The sequence below is a fragment of the Methanoregula sp. genome, from assembly GCF_049518935.1.
GTDB lineage: Archaea > Halobacteriota > Methanomicrobia > Methanomicrobiales > Methanospirillaceae > Methanoregula.
The window spans coordinates 65974-84954 of the sequence record NZ_JBEKRH010000001.1 but is presented as its reverse complement, the minus strand read 5'-3'; the positions used below and the strand labels follow the sequence as shown (position 1 = coordinate 84954).

At 56.8% G+C, this 18981-nt stretch carries 14 protein-coding genes; 5 read left to right on the top strand and 9 right to left on the bottom strand.

Annotated features, from left to right (window positions below; translation table 11 throughout):
* Window positions 1-291 precede the first annotated feature (291 nt).
* Together ABSE13_RS00395 and ABSE13_RS00390 are read left to right on the top strand one after the other, a co-directional pair.
* The gene (locus tag ABSE13_RS00395; RefSeq protein WP_424026497.1) at window positions 292-2307 is read left to right on the top strand and encodes a sensor histidine kinase; all 2016 of its coding nucleotides are present in this window, start codon (window positions 292-294) and stop codon (window positions 2305-2307) included.
* Window positions 2291-4093: a PAS domain S-box protein gene (locus ABSE13_RS00390; RefSeq protein ID WP_424026496.1), complete on the top strand. Its 1803-nt coding sequence runs from the start codon at window positions 2291-2293 to the stop codon at window positions 4091-4093. The genes ABSE13_RS00395 and ABSE13_RS00390 overlap by 17 nt, the downstream gene beginning before the upstream one ends.
* An 82-nt stretch (window positions 4094-4175) precedes the next feature.
* On the opposite strand, the gene ABSE13_RS00385 is transcribed toward ABSE13_RS00390, so the two are convergent.
* The 5 genes from ABSE13_RS00385 to ABSE13_RS00365 form a co-directional block, all read right to left on the bottom strand.
* Complete coding sequence (locus ABSE13_RS00385; protein ID WP_424026495.1) at window positions 4176-6242, bottom strand: acetate--CoA ligase family protein; 2067 nt, start codon at window positions 6240-6242, stop codon at window positions 4176-4178.
* An 84-nt stretch (window positions 6243-6326) separates the two neighbouring features.
* The gene (locus tag ABSE13_RS00380; RefSeq protein WP_424026494.1) at window positions 6327-7439 is read right to left on the bottom strand and encodes a glutamate-cysteine ligase family protein; all 1113 of its coding nucleotides are present in this window, start codon (window positions 7437-7439) and stop codon (window positions 6327-6329) included.
* Window positions 7423-7932, bottom strand: a complete 510-nt coding sequence (locus ABSE13_RS00375) for a YkgJ family cysteine cluster protein (RefSeq protein ID WP_424026493.1) — start codon at window positions 7930-7932, stop codon at window positions 7423-7425. The genes ABSE13_RS00380 and ABSE13_RS00375 overlap by 17 nt, the downstream gene beginning before the upstream one ends.
* A 3-nt stretch (window positions 7933-7935) precedes the next feature.
* Window positions 7936-8808 (bottom strand): ATP-grasp domain-containing protein, encoded by an 873-nt coding sequence (locus tag ABSE13_RS00370; RefSeq protein WP_424026492.1) that lies wholly within the window; start codon window positions 8806-8808, stop codon window positions 7936-7938.
* On the bottom strand, window positions 8805-9593 hold the full coding sequence (locus tag ABSE13_RS00365) for a hypothetical protein (protein ID WP_424026491.1): 789 nt from the start codon (window positions 9591-9593) through the stop codon (window positions 8805-8807). The genes ABSE13_RS00370 and ABSE13_RS00365 overlap by 4 nt, the downstream gene beginning before the upstream one ends.
* Before the next feature lie 454 nt (window positions 9594-10047).
* Between ABSE13_RS00365 and ABSE13_RS00360 the strand changes: the two genes are divergently transcribed.
* Entirely contained in the window at window positions 10048-10602 is a 555-nt protein-coding gene (locus ABSE13_RS00360) for a CBS domain-containing protein (RefSeq protein WP_424026490.1), read from the top strand.
* Window positions 10603-10945: 343 nt separating this feature from the next.
* Here the strand turns inward: ABSE13_RS00360 and tpiA are convergent, their stop codons facing one another.
* On the bottom strand, window positions 10946-11614 hold the full coding sequence (tpiA, locus tag ABSE13_RS00355) for a triose-phosphate isomerase (protein WP_424026489.1): 669 nt from the start codon (window positions 11612-11614) through the stop codon (window positions 10946-10948).
* Between the two features lie 220 nt (window positions 11615-11834).
* On the opposite strand from tpiA, the gene ABSE13_RS00350 reads away from it, so the two are divergent.
* A complete protein-coding gene (locus ABSE13_RS00350; protein ID WP_424026488.1) occupies window positions 11835-12953 on the top strand; it encodes a Kelch repeat-containing protein in 1119 nt (372 codons plus the stop codon).
* Window positions 12954-13099: 146 nt separating this feature from the next.
* On the opposite strand, the gene ABSE13_RS00345 is transcribed toward ABSE13_RS00350, so the two are convergent.
* A complete protein-coding gene (locus tag ABSE13_RS00345; protein WP_424026487.1) occupies window positions 13100-15757 on the bottom strand; it encodes a U32 family peptidase in 2658 nt (885 codons plus the stop codon).
* The gene (locus tag ABSE13_RS00340; RefSeq protein WP_424026486.1) at window positions 15754-16305 is read right to left on the bottom strand and encodes a hypothetical protein; all 552 of its coding nucleotides are present in this window, start codon (window positions 16303-16305) and stop codon (window positions 15754-15756) included. The genes ABSE13_RS00345 and ABSE13_RS00340 overlap by 4 nt, the downstream gene beginning before the upstream one ends.
* A 200-nt stretch (window positions 16306-16505) precedes the next feature.
* Here ABSE13_RS00340 and ABSE13_RS00335 point away from each other — a divergent pair, with 200 nt between their 5' ends.
* Window positions 16506-17138, top strand: coding sequence for a type I 3-dehydroquinate dehydratase (locus ABSE13_RS00335; RefSeq protein WP_424026485.1), 633 nt, complete (start codon window positions 16506-16508; stop codon window positions 17136-17138).
* Between the two features lie 288 nt (window positions 17139-17426).
* Here the strand turns inward: ABSE13_RS00335 and ABSE13_RS00330 are convergent, their stop codons facing one another.
* Window positions 17427-18854: a radical SAM protein gene (locus tag ABSE13_RS00330; protein WP_424026484.1), complete on the bottom strand. Its 1428-nt coding sequence runs from the start codon at window positions 18852-18854 to the stop codon at window positions 17427-17429.
* Between the last annotated feature and the right edge of the window lie 127 nt (window positions 18855-18981).

Genomic DNA, 18981 nt, shown 5'->3' with positions numbered 1-18981 from the left:
GAGTATACTCTTCCGGTACCATTCTTTCCTTCGGGTTCCCATGATGCATCCTGCCAAGCCACTCAACCGTTTTCTCCGGAGAGACCCCCGGGGAGAACCGGGGCGTCAGCCCGGAAAACGGGGGGTCTCGCCCCTCATCCATTTGGCAGAGAACATGAAAATAAATACCCTTAATCCTCCGGAACAGGATAGTGTTGTATCCTGCCGGGAGTGGGGGCGGGTGCGGTTTTCCCGGGGACGTGAGATATGCCTATGAAAAAATATACGATTCCGGATACCCTGCGGCATTTCATGATTTATTTTATCGTTTTTTTTGCCTGTATCCTCCTCGTCCTTACGGCACTCTCGTTTGAAGACACAAAAAACGAGATCCGTTCGTCCACGAGCATGTACCTTGGCAGTGCCGCGGCCAGTATCGCCTCTGTCACGGACTGGAACTATATCAGCACATTCTCTCCGGGCAATGAGAGCTCGGAACGCTACCAGAGGCTGGAACAGGTACTTAAAACCACGCAGTCCCGGTACCCGAACATCAGGAACATACAGGTAATAGAAAAAACCCCGTCGGGTTTCTCGTACCTGGCCGACAGTGCCTGGGGAACACCGGAGGGACATGCAATCGGCTCACCTTATGTGCCGGGGCCGGCAAATATTAATACTCTTTTTGACGGCACCCCTTACGGGTCACTCCCGTCAGGCAGGATCGATCCCATGTACGGGTCCGCACCGGTACTCGATGAGAACGGGCAGGTCCGGGCAATCGTGTTGATCGAGACCGACAGTACGGGTTTTATGAATTCGATGGATCGGATCACGATGATCCAGTTCGTCCTGCTGATCATCCTGCCGCTCCTTGTCATTGTAACGGTTCTCCGCTCCGAGCTGATCCTCAACCGTTTACGCAAGACGGTACAGAAAAGTGAGGCAGAATATCATTCCGTGGTCGAATCAACCAGCGACGCCGTCAGCATTGTCGACCGGTCAGGTATGTATCTCTTCATGAACTCCCGGTACCGCGACCGGCTGGGGCTTGCATCAGATCCCGGGAAAGGCAGGTCCTACCGGGATCTTCACGATGACGAGCAGACAAAACAGCTCCTTGAGGATATCGACCGTGTATTCACGTCGGGTACCCTGCTGACAACGGACCGGCAGGAGAACGGGCGAAGCCTTTTGCAGGTCCTGAACCCGGTCATCGACCCTGAATCAGGTCATGTCATTGCCGTAACGGAAATACTGCGGGACATCACCGACCAGAAGAAGGCAGAGCAGGCGCTGAACGAGAACGAGAAACGCTACCGTCTCCTGCTGCTGAATGCCAATGATGCCGTCATCCTCTTCGAACCGGCCGGTGACCAGACCGGCAGAATCACTGAAGTGAATGCCATGGCAAGCACGATGTTCGGCTACACCCCGGATGAACTCCTCCACATGAACCTCAGGGATTTCGGTGTACTGAAGTCAGAGGAACCCTACCGGAAAATGTACCAGGAGCTCCTCACTACCTCGCACGCCGTGTTCGAGACCGAGGTCCCGACAAAATCCGGCCATCTCCTGCCCGTTGAGATCAGTGCCCGGCTCTTTACCTTTCAGGACAAGCCCACGGTCCTTGCCAGTATCCGGGACATCTCCCAGAGAAAGGCGGCAGAACAGGCCATGCAGGATTCCCTTGCGGAGAAGCAGCTCCTCTTAAAGGAGATCCACCACCGGGTCAAGAACAACCTCCAGGTGATCATCAGCCTCCTCAACCTCCAGTCGCGGTACATGACCGACCCGGCGATCCTGTCGGTGATTGCAGAGAGCCAGCACCGGGTCAAGGCGATGGCTCTCGTCCACGAGCAGCTCTACCAGACGCGGCGGTTTGCCGGTATCAACTTCCGGAACTACGTCCAGTCCCTGACATCCAACCTGCTTTCCACGTTCAGTACGCCTGCGGAAAAGATCGCACTGAATATCGCGATTCCAGAGGATACCTGGATCAACCTCGATGCCGCCCTCCCGCTTGGCCTCATCATCAGCGAATTGGTGACAAACTCCCTCAAGTATGCGTTCCCGGACTCCCGCACCGGCAGGATAGACCTCTCCCTAATCACGGAGAACGGGAAGTACATCCTCACGGTCCAGGACAACGGCATCGGCATTCCGCAGGATTTTGCCTGGGAACTGGCCCGGTCCCTGGGCCTCCGGCTGGTGAGGATGCTCACCCGCCAGATCAGCGGGACCATCACGCGGATACCGGGAGAGGGGACGGGGTTCCGGATCGAATTCGTGCCAAAGGGGGGAGGACAGGATGATGGCACGGGCTAGGATCCTTATCGTTGAGGACGAACAGATCGTAGCAGAGGATCTCCGGGAAGTCCTGGAACGGAACCATTACACGGTGCTCGACAGCGTCCCTTCCGGACCGGAGGCTATCGAGGCTGCCGGCAGGTGCACGCCAGACATCATCCTGATGGATATCCACCTGATTGGTGACATGGATGGCATTGAGACCGCACGGCGCATCCATGAACACGCCGATATCCCTGTCATCTACCTCACGAGTTTCTCTACCGAAACCGATCTTGAGAAAGCCAAGCAGACCGATCCGTATGGCTATATCACGAAGCCATTTGACCCGCAGACAATCGTCACGACGATCGAGATCGCGCTCAGCAAGCATGCGATCGATATCCGGACCCGGGCAAACCTCGAGACCTACCGGTTTATTGCGGAGTACACCTCCAGCTGGGAGATGTGGAGCGACACCGGCGGCAATCTCATCTTCGTGTCACCGTCCTGCGAACGCATCACCGGGTATACACCGGGGGAACTCATTGGGAACCCGGCCCTTCTGGCAGAGATGGTCCATCCCGAAGACCGCCCGGCCTGGCAGACCTGCATAGAGGAGGCAGCGCAATTTACCGACAGGGATTTCAGCCTTTCGTACCGGATCCAGACAAAGAACGGCGATGTCCGCTGGATCCGGCACAGCTCAAAACCCATCCGTGACGGGAACGGAACTCTGCGGGGCCGGCGGATCAGCAACAGCGATGTCACCGCCGAACAGGAGCATATCCGGAGCATCTCGTTTGCCATACAGGAGAGTAACGAGCGGTACTACTCCCTGGCAGAGACCATGAAGGACACCTGTGTCTTTGTATACGATTTCAAAAACGGGATCGAGTACATCAACGCGAAAGGGGCGGGACTCTTCGGGAAACGGCCGGAGGAACTGCTGAACAGGACCGTCCCCGACCTGTCATCTCTGCCCGGCGTCCAGAATATCATCTCCACCATCGGGCGGTTCGTCCGGACCGGTTCCCCGGCGTATTTCGAGGAGACCTTCTCCCGGTTCCCCGGTGACGAGGTGGCGCTCGAGATCTGGCTCTTTACCCTGCGGAACGAGCGGCAGGAGCCGAGGAAGATCTGGGCGATCATGCACGACGTCTCGGAGAAGAAACGGGACGAGAAGAAGATCCGTGAGTCCCTCCGCGAGAAGGAGATCCTCTTAAAGGAGATTCATCACCGGGTAAAGAACAACCTCCAGCAGGTCGCGAGCCTGCTGTACCTGCAGGAGACCCGCGGGGACAACCGCGATCCCGTAACGGCCCTGCGGGAGAGCAGGAACCGGATCTATTCGATGGCGCTCGCCCACGAGATCCTGTACGGTTCGAAGGATCTTGCGCATGTTGATGTTGACTCGTACATCACCTGCCTTGCCGGGTACCTCAGGACCTCTTTTGGTATCTCTTCGGGGAATATTACGATCAGGACCGGTATCGACCCAGGACTCTCCCTCCCGCTGGATGACTGCATCACCTGCGGAATCATCGTCAATGAGCTGGTATCGAACGCGATGAAGTATGCGTTCGCGCCGGAATCGGAGGGGGAGATCGCAATCGGTTTCCGCTGTCCCGGGCCTCAATGCATCATGAGCGTCTGCGACAATGGTCACGGACTCCCCCCAGGGTTCAGCCTGGAAAAAACCGGGTCGTTCGGGCTCCATCTGGTGGCGAACCTCGTGCGGCAGCTGGAGGGAACCGTTGAGATATCACGGGAGAACGGGACCTCATTCATAATCACTTTTCCGCGGCGGGAATCGGAACCGTAACTTTTTTTCCCCCCCGGGAAGTCATCCTGGTACAATAAATCATGAAAGAAAACCGATAAAAAATGAGGACATCAAAAAAATTTCAATCGTGCCGGCACTCCGGCATCCCGGTGCTGCACTTGTGCTTGCAGATCGTCCCCACGGCACGGAATGCGTCTTCGAGGTCCGGGAAATTGGGGATCTGGCCGTCCCGGAGGATGCGGAGCGGTGTCTTCATGCTGTCGCCGCCGATCATGCACCCGACAATCATCTTGTGGGTGTTCTTCGAGAACCTGACCAGCTCGTTCGAGACGCGTATAGGGTCCGATATTGCCGAAGGGACGGCGATCACAAATGCGATATCCCAGAGATCCTGGTGCTGGATCATAATGTTGAAGGTCCGGGCGAAGCGATCGGCGCTTGAGTCCCCCACCATATCGATCGGGTTTGCCCTGCTCCAGTCCGCGGGGAGGACTGCATCGAGTTCAGCTATGAGTTCCGGGGAGAACTCTACGAGTTCGATCCCATAGCGTTCTGCATAATCTGATGCAAGGACCCCGAATCCCCCGGCATTGGTGATCACGACGGCACGTATCCCCTTCGGGTACCCTTCCGAGGCCAGGAGTTCGGCAGCCTGGAATGCTTCGCGGATCGAACTCGCCGGGATGACACCGGCCTGGTGGAATGCGGCCATGTACACGTCGAAGCTGCCGGCGAGTGATCCCGTGTGGGACGATGCAGCCTTCTGCCCGATCCGCGAGGCCCCTGATTTGATCGCAACAACCGGTTTTGTCAGGGATACTTTTCTGACGGTCTCCATGAATCGCGGGCCATACCGGATCTGCTCCACGTAGAGGATAATGGATTTTGTGTGCGGGTCGTCGCCGGCATAGGTGATGAAATCCTCGAAGGTGAGGTCTGCCTGGTTGCCGATAGAGATGACCGCCGAGAACCCGATCTCCTCCGGCAGGCTCCAGTCTACGATGGTGGTAATGATTGCGCCACTCTGGGAGATGAACGCGATATTGCCGGGCTTGGGGGAGACCGGGTCAAATGTCGTATTGATGGTACGGTGCGGGAGCATGAGCCCAAGGCAGTTGGGTCCCATAATGCGGATCCCGTACTTCCGTGCAGCAGACAGGCACTCCTCCTCGAGTGCTGCACCTTCTGCCCCGGTCTCCCGGAATCCCGAAGAGATCACAATGACCAGCGGGATCTGTTTCTTTCCTGCTTCTTCGATAACGCGGGGGACGCCGGCAGCCGGGATGACAATCACTGCCAGATCAACGGGATCCGGGATCGATGTGAGATCGGGATAGGACTTCCTGCCGAGAATGGTATCGGACTTCGGGTTGACCGGGAAGAGCGACCCGGGGAAGGTGAGCAGGTTCCGGCAGACGGCGTACCCGACCTTGTTGGGATCGGTCGAGGCCCCGACCACCGCGATGGAATGGATGTCCATGATCCGGGACTGCATCTCCGGCATCTGCGGGGTTTCCGTTATCGCCGGTGAATCATCGATGTAAAACCGGGCATCGACAGCACATGCTCCTTTCCCGTAGAGAACCAGGGGATTGATATCAAACTCTGTTATGCGGGGATCGGCATGGAACATCCGGTTCACCGCACTGATAATCCTGACGAGCGCCTCCTCATCGCGGGCCGGTTCATCCCGGAACCCCGCGATCAGCCGGTAGCCCCTGAGCCCATGGACCATGCTGCGGATATCGGACTCGTCGATGGGCAGCACCCCGATCGCCACGTCATGCAGCAGTTCGACCAGTTTCCCGCCAAGGCCGATCGTGATCACTTTCCCGAATGTCGGGTCCGTCTTCCCGCCGATGATCAGTTCCAGGCCGGGGGGAAGCTGCTGTTCGACCATGATCCCGGAGACCACGGCACCGGGTTTGTATGCTTCCACGTTCTTCCTGATCTTACCGAATGCTTCCCGGACATCCCCGGCCGACCCGATTCCCGTGATGACGCCGCCGGCATCGCTCTTGTGGATGATATCCGGGGAGATCACTTTCATCACGAGCGGGTATCCGGCGGCTTCCGCTGCCTTCTCCGCTTCCTCCGCTGTGCGGGCAACCTGGAACCGGGGGATCGGAACCCCTGCCGTATTCAGGAGTTCATATCCTTCGGCTTCCGAAAGTAACGTCCGTACCATGATCAGCGACCCGGAAAAGAGTGGTCCGCTCCCCTTCTTAATGCTGTGTATCAGCGGTACCGGTATACGGGCAGCGGAACAATTTTATCCCGTCATGTAGGGTTGGTTGAATCTGAGGGCGGTCGCCATATCCTCAAGGACCGGAACAATTCCCTCGCCTCTCGAGACCCGGTCATGGATCCGTTCTGCCAGGCTTCCGTTTGCGATACGGTCATGGATAACCGGCAGGAAGGTGCGCTCATCCGCGGTGGCATGAGCCCATGCTGCGTTGTAGAGGGCCTCAAGTTCCGGCCTGAACCCGGCAGTACCTTTGCCGACAGCCTCTTCGGTCAGTGCCAGCAATGCCTCGTGATCATGCTCAACGGGCAGGGAACGGCAGCGGAGCAGCGACCGGACAAAGGCACAGACCGCCATATCGGACCGGATGGATTCCTGCTCGTCAAGCGCCTTAATCTCCAGGCATTTCCGGGAGAACCGGATGATGAGCCCGCTGGAATTCACCCACTCTTCGCAGAGAATCTCCGCATCGCGGGACCGGAGCTCGCAGAACACCTGCTCCTGCACCGAACGGTAGTCCGCAACCGACCGGATCATGCCCGGCACGATCCGGTTGCAAATCAACGGGATCTCCTTCTGGTTGTTCCGGTAGTACACGAGCCGGTTATCACAGGTCCCGGTCAGGCGGCCTTCCACCATCGGCGAAGAGGCCGTGACTGCTATCAGGTACGGGAGGAGCGTGCGGATCCGGTTGTACTGGGAGACCAGGTGCTTCTCGTTTGCATACGAGAGGTTGATCTGGAGTGCCTGGATATTCAGCCAGCCATGCTGGCGGATATTGAAGAGCCGGTTATAGACCTCATAGTACTCCCCCTCGTCATGGTCCCAGACCGGGATATCCGCGGGACGGGCAGTCGGGTGCATGCCGAGGCCGAGCAGCCGGTAGCGGTTCCCGAAGATATGGTTGAACTTTGCCATCCCTTTCACGAGCTGGGTTTCAAGCGCGGAAAGTTCGTCCACCGGATGCCGCGGGATCATCTCGAGCACGGTCTTCTGGAGTTCCTTGCCGAGTTTCACCTCCCCGAACAGGATCTCGCTCTCGTACCGGCCGCAGACCTCACGGAGGATCTGGTCGGAGACCGGTTGCGGGGTAAACCCGCTGTCGTTGATGGAGAACTCGTGTTCAGTGCCGATGGTCATGATGGGGGGAATAGATCCGGGGAATCTCTGCCACTTTTTCTGTCTGCGGCTCGTCAATCCTGCAGACAGCCTCAAGTTCTTCATCCGTCAGGTTCGAAACGAGATGAGTGATGCTCTTTACGGCAAGGGCATATTGCTGTTCATAGGCTTCGGGGTTCTCCCTGTAGAGCCGGACGACCGGGCAGATCTCCTCGAATTTGAGGAAGATCCCGATCACGTCGCCACTCACATCGAACGTGAATGGTCCCGCCCGGCAGGTCTCGGGCTTTATGGTATGGATCCCGCATCTGCCCCCTTCCCGGAATGTGCAGGCACCATCTTCGCGTGTCCTGATGTACCGGTAACCTTTCCGTTCAAAGACCTTTTCCGGCACACCTCCGGCGAGCAGCCTGTGGTAACAGTGTTCGGAGACCGGGGGGCGTGCCTCATGGCAGCAGTGACCCCCGCAGCGCAGACAGATAGTCTCGGCTTGGATAAGCCAGTCCTGTGTCATGGTTCACTTCGCAAAAAGGTGGTCTACGATCTGCTCGTATACCTGTGGGTAATGCTCGTCCTCTCCGCTTTCGAGAGAGGGGTTATCATTTACTTCAATCACGCAGGCATCCCCGTTGTTATTTTTGATGTCCACGCCGTACAGGCCCCGCCCGATTGCGTTTGCGGCAGCGAGCCCGGTCCGGATGATGTGCGGTGGCACATCCCGTTCGGGAACACTCTCGACCCCGCAGTAGACCACATGCCCGTTGACAGACGCCTGGATCTTGAAGGTGACGGACGGGATCGTATACTTGCAGACATAGAGGAGCTTCCCGTCAAGTACACCGACCCGCCAGTCATACCTGCTCTCCACGAACTGCTGGACCACGATCCAGTCCGAGAGCCGGATAAACCTGCGGGCCACCCGGAAGAAGCCCGCGATATCGGTGACCTTCTCCACCCTCAGGGAGAATGAGGTGGACGGTTCCTTGAGGATCAGCGGGGACCCGAGTTCATCGAACAGGCGCGTGACGCCCTCGACCGTGAGGTCCTGCCTGGGAAGGAAGACGGTCTTTGGCAGGGAAATGCCGTTCCTGATCAGGTGCGAGTACATGTTGATCTTGTCTGAACAGATCTGGATGGACTGCGGGTCGTCAATCACCGGGATGCCGTGGAAACCGGCCATGCGGGCGGCAACGTAGGTCACGTTCATGGGATCGGTCCGGGCCCGGATAAAGAGCGCGTCCATCTTCGGGATCTTGGCAATGTCCACGGGGAAGATGAAATCCACGTCATGGCCTTTTTTCTCGGCCACGTCCCGGCAATGGATCAGCGCAGTGAGCTGCTCCGCATTCGAGAGTGTCTTACGGTCAACAAAAATTCCGAGCCGGCTCATAGGAATTCCTGGTGCTGGAGGTATGCGGCCAGAAGCGCCCGTTCCGCGGGAGTGAGTTGCGAGTATTTTGTTGGTGCGAGCGACGAGAGGAGGCAGCGGTCGCCGTACCGGACCAGTACCAGGGTGACGAGTGGTATAGCGAAGATCCCGTAAATTTTCTGTGCGATCGAGGTGGTGCTCTCGCACTTGTCTACGGTATGGCCGAAGATGGAAACGCAGGACTCGATCGCGGCCCCGTCTTTGAGTTCCTGGTAACAGAAGGGATATTTTCCTTTGTTCGTGATATGCCTGATAATCTCCTTGGCCGTCTCGCTGTCGCTGACAACTGCATGGTCTGACGCAGTAGCAAAATAGTTCAGCCCGTACAGGATGGACGGCAGGGGGACATAACCCTGCGATATGCCCCATTCGCAGACCGGGATCCCGGCCAGGTGCGCCCGCTCAAGGCAGATCGGCACCACGCTGGCATCGAGCACCGCGCTGCTTGTGGGAAGGACCGCCTTTCCTTCCATCTCGTGACGGAGAATAGTGTAATACGGTTCAGTCTTGTAAAAATACTGCTCGCTGACTATGTGGAGGACATGGTCGCGCGAAACCGTGAAGAGAGCATCCCGGACAAAACCGGGTTCACGTTTTACTGCTGCCCGTACTCCTGTTTTTTTTGCAGCTGCAAATCCATGGGGGTTTTTCCCGGGCATGGCATCCTGCAGGTGCGGCACGAGCGGTACGCACGAATTCGTGTAGTCCACGTGCTCCATAAGGGGCATTCCCCCCCGATCGTTCATAGGGCGATCAGCCCGTATAAGGATCTGCAGGAAACCCGGCCTGGCCCGGCCCGGCGTCCTGAAGGATGGACATCCCGGTACCCTTGTGCAGGGCAGGAGACAGGATCTGCAGGTGCGTTATTCCGGAAGTGCTGTGCGATAAAAACAGAGGAGGACGCCCGATGGTTCTCTTCATCTTCGTCATCGGATTCTGGACAATCGTTCATATGAAACACTAATCCAACATCTGATCGATGGGATTATCGTTAACAGCTTTTTAGAGCGGGGGTTTAAAAGAATTTTGCCCAAAGGCAAAAATCAGGAAAATAACTGCCGGTTATAAGAGTATACCCGGATCTCCCGCATGCGGCAGCTGTTCCGTCCCGGCCGGGGCCCGTTATATTCAGATGGTAACACTGCTTCCATTCCTCCAACGGGAACCTTGATATTCTCATATCACCATCAGTAATCAACCATGCATATACCAACACCGGAAGAGCTCCGGACGCGCCGCGAAGCGCTTGGTCTCAAACAGACCGAGCTTGCCAAACGGGCAGGGATCAGCCAGTCGATGGTGGCACGCATTGAAGCAGGAAATGTCGACCCCCGGGTCAGTACACTCAACAAGATCCTTGTGGTCCTCAACAGTGCCGAACCCCGGAAAATGCGGGCCGCCCAGATCATGCATACGCCCGTACTCTCGGTCCAGCCGCAGGACGCGATTGGCAGGGCTGTGGAGATTTTTGAGAAGAACAATATCTCCCAGTTGCCGGTGATCGAGCGCGGCGTACCTGTCGGGTGCATATCAGAATCGGTCATTGTCAAGGCAATTGAACAGCAGCGCCTGCACAAGACCCACCAGTTCCTGGTAAGGGATTTCATGGAACCCGGGTTTCCTACGGTGCCTCCGGATATGGATGTGGAAACGGTTGTCAACATCCTGCAGCAGAACCATGCGGTTCTCGTTGTCGAGGGCAGGATTGTCCGCGGCGTGATCACCAAGCACGACCTGATATCCCTGATTATGTAACCCTCTTTTCCCCTCCGGCATGCCGGGCCCCGGCATATTCCGGCTGGTACCGGCAGTTCCTGGTAATGCAGGTCCCGGAGTCGTTTCATTCCCGGTCCTGTGATCTGCTCCTTCTTGCTCCGTTTATGCAAAATTATATATATTCTCTATATCCGAGGGTTACTTATCGTAGCCTACGGGGCTTGCGTAACGGAGTTTTACATGGCGGAAGAGACACAAGATATCAGCAGCATGACGGTTATCGGGGTAGGAGTCGTATTGTTTGTGGTCATTGTGGGGGTCTGGTACTTCATCCTCAAATGAGGAAGAGGCCTGGAAGCATCTCAATAAAAAAAGAGATTTATCAGAGTTTTGAGACAAGGTCGCGGAGTACTGCGGCCGGCTCTTTTGATTTAACCACGCTCGACGCAAGAAGGACGCCATCCGTACCGAGGTCCACGGCAATCCTGACGCAGTCGCCGGACTGGATCCCTGCGCCGGTCAGTACCTTTACGGAAGGACTGACTGCATGTACTGCAGCCACGGAGCGCTGAATGATCTCGGGGTTTGCCTTGGAGACGGAGATTCCGCTCCCGATCAGTTCCGGGGGTTCGATGGCTACGTAATCCGGGGAGAGTGCGGCAGCCGCTGCGCTGGTGCTCTCGTTATTGGAACAGACCACGGAGATGAGCTTGTGGGCCCGGAGGCCCCGGACGCAGGCATCGATCTCGGCAAGGGTGAGGCGGCGCTCCGAGTGGTTGACAAGAGATCCGGCCGCGCCGGCCGTTTTTATGGCCTCGACCGTGATGTGGCCGGTGTTTGCCCCCGGTTCGCACCCATCCACGTGCTGCGCATATACCGGCACTTCAAAGTGGTGGCAGATCGGATGGAGGTCTATATAGGTTGGTGCAATCCCGATGGTGACACCGCTCTCGCGGGAGACGAGCTGGGCGGCTTGTGCGATCATATGGGCCCGGTTACCCATACTTTCCCGGTATGCTTTCATGTTTACCAGAATCAGTGGTGATGTCATTTTCAGAAACCTTCCCCAGGAACTCCCGGATATCCGTTTAAACCATTTTTGTTCCGGGATGATGAATATTTGCAAAGACCATGGATGATTCCGGGACAACGGGATCCCGGTGCAGGTACCCGCACCCGGTTGAAAATCTTGATTAGACCCGGCTCACAAATAACATCTGGACTTCCGGTTGGAAAACCGGGATTATTCAATCTGGTTGCGAGGTGCGATGATGAAAAAGTCACTCTGTTGTATGGCATTCCTGTGTTTGTTTTTCCTGGCATATACCGTATCGGCGGTCGGGGCCGGTGAGAACTGGACGCTGGGAACCTCATCAGCCGGGTTCACGACCCGGGTCGGGCAGGAAGGGGTGGTTTTTGATAACAGGACCTGGGTTATCGGGGGTACAATGGACAACGGGACAACCGGCCTCAATGATAGCTGGTACTCCGCAGACGGGGTGAACTGGACCGAGGCAACTCCGGCAGCAGAGTTCCCCGGGCGGTTTGATTTTTCTGCCCTCTCCTATGACAATAAGATCTGGGTCATCGGGGGATATACCGGGAAAGCCGCACTGAACGATGTCTGGTATTCTGCCGACGGGATCCACTGGACCCGGGCAACCCCGTCAACCGGGTTCCAGCCGCGGTTTGCCTTTGCGGGTCTGGTTTACCACAACCAGATGTGGGTGATCGGCGGGTATGACGGACTCTTCGGCTGGTCGGATGTCTGGAATTCGACCGATGGTGTCCACTGGAACAGTATGAATGATAGCGCCGAATTCGGGGACAGGTCCGGCCTTTCTGCTGCCGTATACGACAACCGGATGTGGGTAATCGGCGGCAACCGGGGGACCCAGATGTTTAACGATACCTGGTATTCTGCCGATGGCAACGTGTGGACCCGGGCCACGGCAGCGGGAGCGTTTGTGGGACGGGCCGGCCATGCAAGTCCCGTATATGACAACCGGATGTGGGTGATCGGGGGCACCGATTCCACGCTTGCGCTGAACGATACCTGGTACACTACTGACGGTATCAACTGGACAGAGGCAACCCCCGCAGCGGAGTTTCCCGGGCGGTTCGATTTCCCGGCCCTTGTGCTGAACGACCGGATGTGGGTGATCGGGGGGACTGACGGTTCTGGTGCCCCGGCAGGGAACAACACGTGGTATACTACTACCCGCTCATCCCCCGTGCCAGCCTCGCCTGCCGGTGAATTCCCCCTGCTGTTGATTGCAGTTACTGTTATTGTCATTGCCATCGTTCTTGCAGTTTTCGTGAGAATGAAGCGGATGGCAGCAGCCGAAGGGAAGAAGAGTTCAAAGAAAGACCGGAAAAAGAAGAAGTAAGCGGGAGCCGGGAGGGCGATTACGGTTACCCGTTTTTATGCTTTTTCCAGATATCCTGCATGAGGTAAGGGCACTGTCCCGGCCGGCTCTCCGGAATCCGGTAGTTCTGGCGTTCTCTGGCCATAGTCGCAGAACAGGTAATGGTATTATTCCCTGAGTCCCCGTATGAAATGACCGGCAGTGATGCCCCCGAGTGCAATACTTTTTATCCGTTCTTTTAATGCAGCCAGCTGCTGCGTCCGGGTCCCTGTATTGCCGCCGGTACCGGTCAAATCGACAGCCGATCGGTAAATCTGCGTCATCTCCTTCACATAGGCCGGAGGTCTTCCCCGTGCATCGACAGCCACCTCGCTGATGCCCGCTGCACGGATATCCGGGAGGTAGTCGATCAGGCAGAGTTCCGATGCGTTACTGATACGGGTGCGGCACTGGCCGTCAGGGCGGATGGGAAATATATGCCCGGTCTCATCCCGTATGCCGGTGAACATTTCGGAGATAGTCTCCCGGGGTTCACGGACCGGCTCCCTGCACGCAAGAAGCAGGCGGGAGATGCAGTCCTCCGTGATCATCGCTTCGACAGGACCCTGCACGATCAGGGCACATGCCGGGCGGCGGTCATCCGCGGGGATGCCACGGATCAGGTTACGGATCTCATCCTGCGAGAGCTCCGGCGAGAGGGTGAGCAGGGCATATGCAGGGCCGGCATTCTGCGCCGCGGCATGGTTAAAGATATTGAGGCCAATGGAGCCGGACAGGGTGATTGCAGGGCAGGCCCTGATGAGAGCGCTTGCCGTGCCATGATTATCTGTCATGCATTCCGTGATCCCCCGGGCATACAGGTCCGGCAGGGCAGGAAGTACCGTATCGAGATAGGTATCGTGCGTGATCCGCGGGAGTTTCCAGATAAGGCGGGTCCCGGAGGTGCGGGCAATCTCACGTGCTGTTATCATGCAGGCCGGAAATGGCTCATGCGGCCTGCTGCCGCACCGGTGCGTTCCTGAGGGAATATCCGGTTCGTAACAGATGACATCCGCGCCGGCCCGGGCGGCTTCACGTACGCCGTCAAGAGTATCGGTATACACGGCAAGACGAAGCGGTGACCGGGCCGGGCTTCCGGTATCCTGTGCTTCCGGACTCCCCGGGAAATACCTGCGGAGCGCCGCTGTGGCGTGTTCCACGGATTCCGGGTCGGGCAGGGAAGCCCCTGCAGGGAGTTCTTCAATGTACCGGAAGAGATCCCGGCGCAGCGCATTGAGGATCGCCAGCGGTGCGAACAGCTTGCCCGGGTAATCAAGGGAGAATTGCCGGATGACAAACGGTGTGCCCCCGGTCTTTTTCAGCTGGACTTCCAGCTGGCTTGTGGTCAGAGGATGCGATCGTGCCGGTTCGAGCCGTATCCCCGGGTGGAATATGAAGGGGAGCGGCGGCCGGCCACGCCGCAGGATGGTGCCTTCCGCGCTGATCCCGCCATCCGGTCCTATAGCAATGTGCAGGTCAACCGGTACCGGCCGGAGGAGTTCCGCTGAGGGTTTTGCTACAATCCGGTGTGCCTTTGCTTCAAGATCCCGGGATGAAGTGATGGAGAGCCGGGCACCGACCGGTACCGGGCGGGGAAGGGCCATTGTATAGGAGTCCCCGTCCGGTGACGGCTTCGTATTGAGCGCCATGCCCCACGACTCCCCCGGTTTTGCCGGGGAGGTAAAAAGCAGGCCGTCACCGGGGACGGGGATGACCGGGACGTCCCCGCGGATGGTGGCCACCGATCTCCTCCGGTCAAACCGGGTTACCGTCCCTATGGGGAGCCCGCGGTGTCCGCAGTCTTCCCGGCCCATGATGTTGTCGGCATGATCGCCGAACAGGTAACCGTCCGTGAATCCCCGGTTGAACGCGAGGAGCAGGCCGGAGAGCGCATCAGGGGACTCCTTCCCTGTCCCGGCCGCAATGGCATCAAGCGCCTGCCGGTACGTGGAGACAACGATCGCGACATACTCCGGGGATTTCATCCTGCCCTCGATCTTGAGCGCAGCAACCGGGGACTGCACCAGTTCGGGCAGGTGCCGCCAGGTGCAGAGGTCTTTTGGGGAGAGCAGGTAGTGTTCCGCAAGCGGGACCTCCCGTACCCGGACCGGCCTGCCGAACTCGTCCGTGCTGCCGGTCACCAGTGCATAGGGCTTCCGGCAGGGCTGGGCGCACATGCCCCGGTTCCCGCTCCGGCCACCGATGACCGATGAGAGGAGGCACTGGCCTGAGTAGCCATAACAGAGTGCCCCGTGGGCAAAGACCTCGAGGCCGACACCGGTATCCTTTGTCTCTTCCGCGATGCGGGAGACTTCCTCGATGGAGAGCTCCCGGGCCAGCACCACCCGCGAGAACCCCTGTCCCGCGGCCCATCGCACGCCGTCCGCGTTGTGGATGGTCATCTGTGTCGAGGCGTGGAGGACGAGGTCCGGCACGATCCTGCGGGCGAGCATCGCGACACCGGTGTCCTGGACGAGGACTGCGTCGATACCGATCGACCAGAGCCTGACGAGGTACTCGATGACCCCGGGCAGCTCCCGGTCATGAACAAGCGTGTTGACCGTAACATAGACCCGGACGTCATGGATATGGGCATACCGGATGGCTTCTTCGATCTCTTCATCAGAGAAGTTCGAGGCATATTTGCGGGCACCAAAGCGCTTCCCGCTCAGGTATATTGCGTCCGCCCCCGCCGCTACAGCCGCCCGGAACGCTTCCGGCGACCCTGCCGGGGCGAGCAGTTCCGGGATCCTGCGGGAAGCGGCATCGGAACGCGCCTGCGTCATACGTGCACCAGTCCCGGGAAGTACATCCCCAGCAGGCCGATAGTGGCGAAGATCGTGAGGACGAGGGAGGGGATATACCCGATCATCGTGAACGCAAGGGACCGGTACTTGTGCCAGCCAAGCACCCAGGAGACCGGGGCGTTCGCATAAACGCCGATAATGATCTCTAAAGGAATCAGGCCGATGATCCCGTACCGCTCGGCGAGAGAGTGCTGGCGGATGAACAGCCGGGTCTTTTCGAGGAAATGTGCAACCGGGGGCCAGGTGTGCCCGATCGAGTCGAAGATATCAAAGAGCCCGAGGAAGATCCCGCACTCGGTGCACATCAGCACCCAGAACACGAAGAGGGGAGTGAGGCCGAGCGCGATGCCCACCGGGGCCGCACCGTACTCGAGCAGGAACCCGCTCCCGATGAGGGCGAGTGTGGGCATGAGGGGGTACCCGAAAAGGAGAACGGGGATGAGTGGCAGTACAATGGCGATGCATACGCCCCGTGCCAGCGCTGCCGCGATATGCCGCAGGAAGAGATACCGGTCCCAGAATTCCATAGCGTGATATAGTGTTGGCACGGTCGCCCATAAACCATATCTTCGTTCCGGAGAGGCGCCTTGTTCCGGCACGCCGGGTTCCGGATAGCACGGGAATTGCAGGGGAACCTCACGGGATGGAAAGCCTCCGTCCGGATTTCCCGGCACGAATCCCTCTTTGCTTGCGTATCTTTTTGTGAACCAACGGCATACGTTCTGTAATGAAGATTGTTGCCGCACTGACCGATCCCTCCCATGCAGCAAGAGCCGAAGCCCAGGGTGCCGATCTGGTGGAACTCCGTCTCGACCTGATGGACGGCGACCCCCTGAAGATCATCCGGAAGTGCAGGAAAGACTGCACGCTCCCGGTCATCGCCACGATCCGTTCCGGGATGGAAGGGGGGCAGTTCTTCGGGGACAAGGATGCGTGGATAAAGAAGATCCGGCCGGTCGTCCCGCACGCGGATTACATAGACGTCGAGCAGGGGTTTGCATGCCATGCCCGGGAGATCCATAAAGCCGGCAGGAAGATCATCGCCTCCCATCATTCCGGCCAGATGGTACCTCTCTATATTCTCTTCGTGATGGAGCGCGAGCTCCGGGCTTTTGGCGATATCCCCAAGATCATCATCACTCCCGGGAACGATGCAGACCTTGTCGAGCTGATCACGTTCACGCAGGCTGCACACAAGCCGATCATCACCGGGGTCATGGGCTCGCAGTTCCGCCATGCCCGGGCAATCCTGCCGGTCTTCGGCTCCGAATTCGTGTACTGTCATACCGGGGATCCGACCGCGGAGGGGCAGTACTCGGTGGAGGAGTTCGTGCAGCTCCGGAAGCTGCTGCTCGGGTAAAGGATCTCCTGCCATCCTGTACGGCATGAGCAGGAAGGCAGTAGGGAGGTGCACCACCTCAACTCTTTTTTTTGCCGGTACAGCCTCTGTCCGGCTCCGGTCTTACTACAGGCCTGGCACATTGTCAGACATATCTGCCAATATCCGACACTATTTATTTCCGGTTTCGCCGGGTTGCCGGCAGCAGCATTATTCACGGGCACTACGATATATCAGAAGTACTATCTGGAAAAATTTTGCCGTCGGAGATACGTGCATGTGGGTATAGGTGAGAACCGGAAACGATTTTTAAAATACATCCGATGCAGAAGACGTTACGGAACCATATTTTGCAATAATTTTCTGTCGTATACTCTGAATATATTCAGCCAGTACTTCTTCCGCATTGTTGCAAACAGGATCATCAATGTTATTATTGGCATTGATTGCGGCCATGGCACAACCTCCTCCGCAAAACAGGGCAACTTTGCATTTGCGGCATTTTGGGATTCTCAATACAGTTCGTCCCTGCCATTTCCGGATTTGTTCCGGGTAGAATTCCAGGTGCGGGTCAAAGGATCCGATACGGCATTTTTGGTTGCCCGTTGATTCGGGGCAGGGGTATATGTACCCGTCGGGAGCGAAAACATAGAACTGCATTATATTTGCTTCACAATAATGGAAGCGGAACAAAATCTTATCGACTTTGCTATTTAACTTCAGGACCTCGTTTACATGGTGCAATACCCTGAAAAGTCTCAGCCTGAAAAAATTTCCATCCTCTGAATAATCCGGAAAGAGCTCCCCGATTCTTCGAACAATCTCATTTTCAGGCATAAAATCGGGGACAGCCCCTTTGGCGTGGTTATCGGAAACCGGCGCTACATCGCAATAAAAATTTTCTTTCTTATTCCAGCCCTTCGCAACTATAAATCCGATAAACTCATGTAAACGTTCGATATTCCCCCGATCGAGATTGACCCGGACATAGACGTGCACTCCGGCTTCCAGTAATGCATCAATCCCTTCGCATATCTTCTCAAAAGTCCCGGATTTATTGGCTCTGAACCGGCGGCGGTCATGAACATCCCGGACTCCGTCCAGAGTTATTTGTAAAGCAATATCGATGATGCCCTGATACTCTTTTATAAGGTCAATATAATCGGAAATATGCGTACCGTTTGTCTGGATATCGATCGACATCTTCCGGAGAGAGGCCAATCTGAATATTTCTTTATTGATGGCATACGTTGAGGGAAGTAACGGCTCACCACCGAAAAGGCTGATCTCGGAGTGGCAGGGTTTTCTTTCTGTAATTATCTGGTCGATGATCTGAAAGATATTCTCAACCTGGGCTGTGGTCATTACCTTTGTATCGCGGCGGCTTTCTTCAGGTTCAAAACAATAAGTACATCTCAGATTACAAGCCAGCGTCGGGCAAATTACAAAAGAAATTTCGTTTTCGGATTTATCGATAAGGTTTTCGGAGATCTCCTTAATCTTTTGCAATGTCGCGAATTCCTCCTGTGCATTTTCAAATAAATATCCTCGTTCTCTGAGAGTTGCAATTAAGTCCTGGTTATTGATGTCTTTGGGATCACGGCCGTGCGTCAGGAGTTCAATGTTCGATTTATCGTCGTTATCAATAATATCTACTGCCCCGGAAAGGGAATTTACCATTAAGAAATAATCCCGGTTTAATGGGTGGATAGTAAGATACTGGGTAATAAGAGCCATCTTTCCCGGATATAAAAAATTGTAATAATTCGCCTGGTACAAACGCCATTAAAGTTATCAGTATACCGTGCTATGCGCCTGGCTTATAACACACTAAAATATTTTCTGATTACTTCATGCGGCCAAT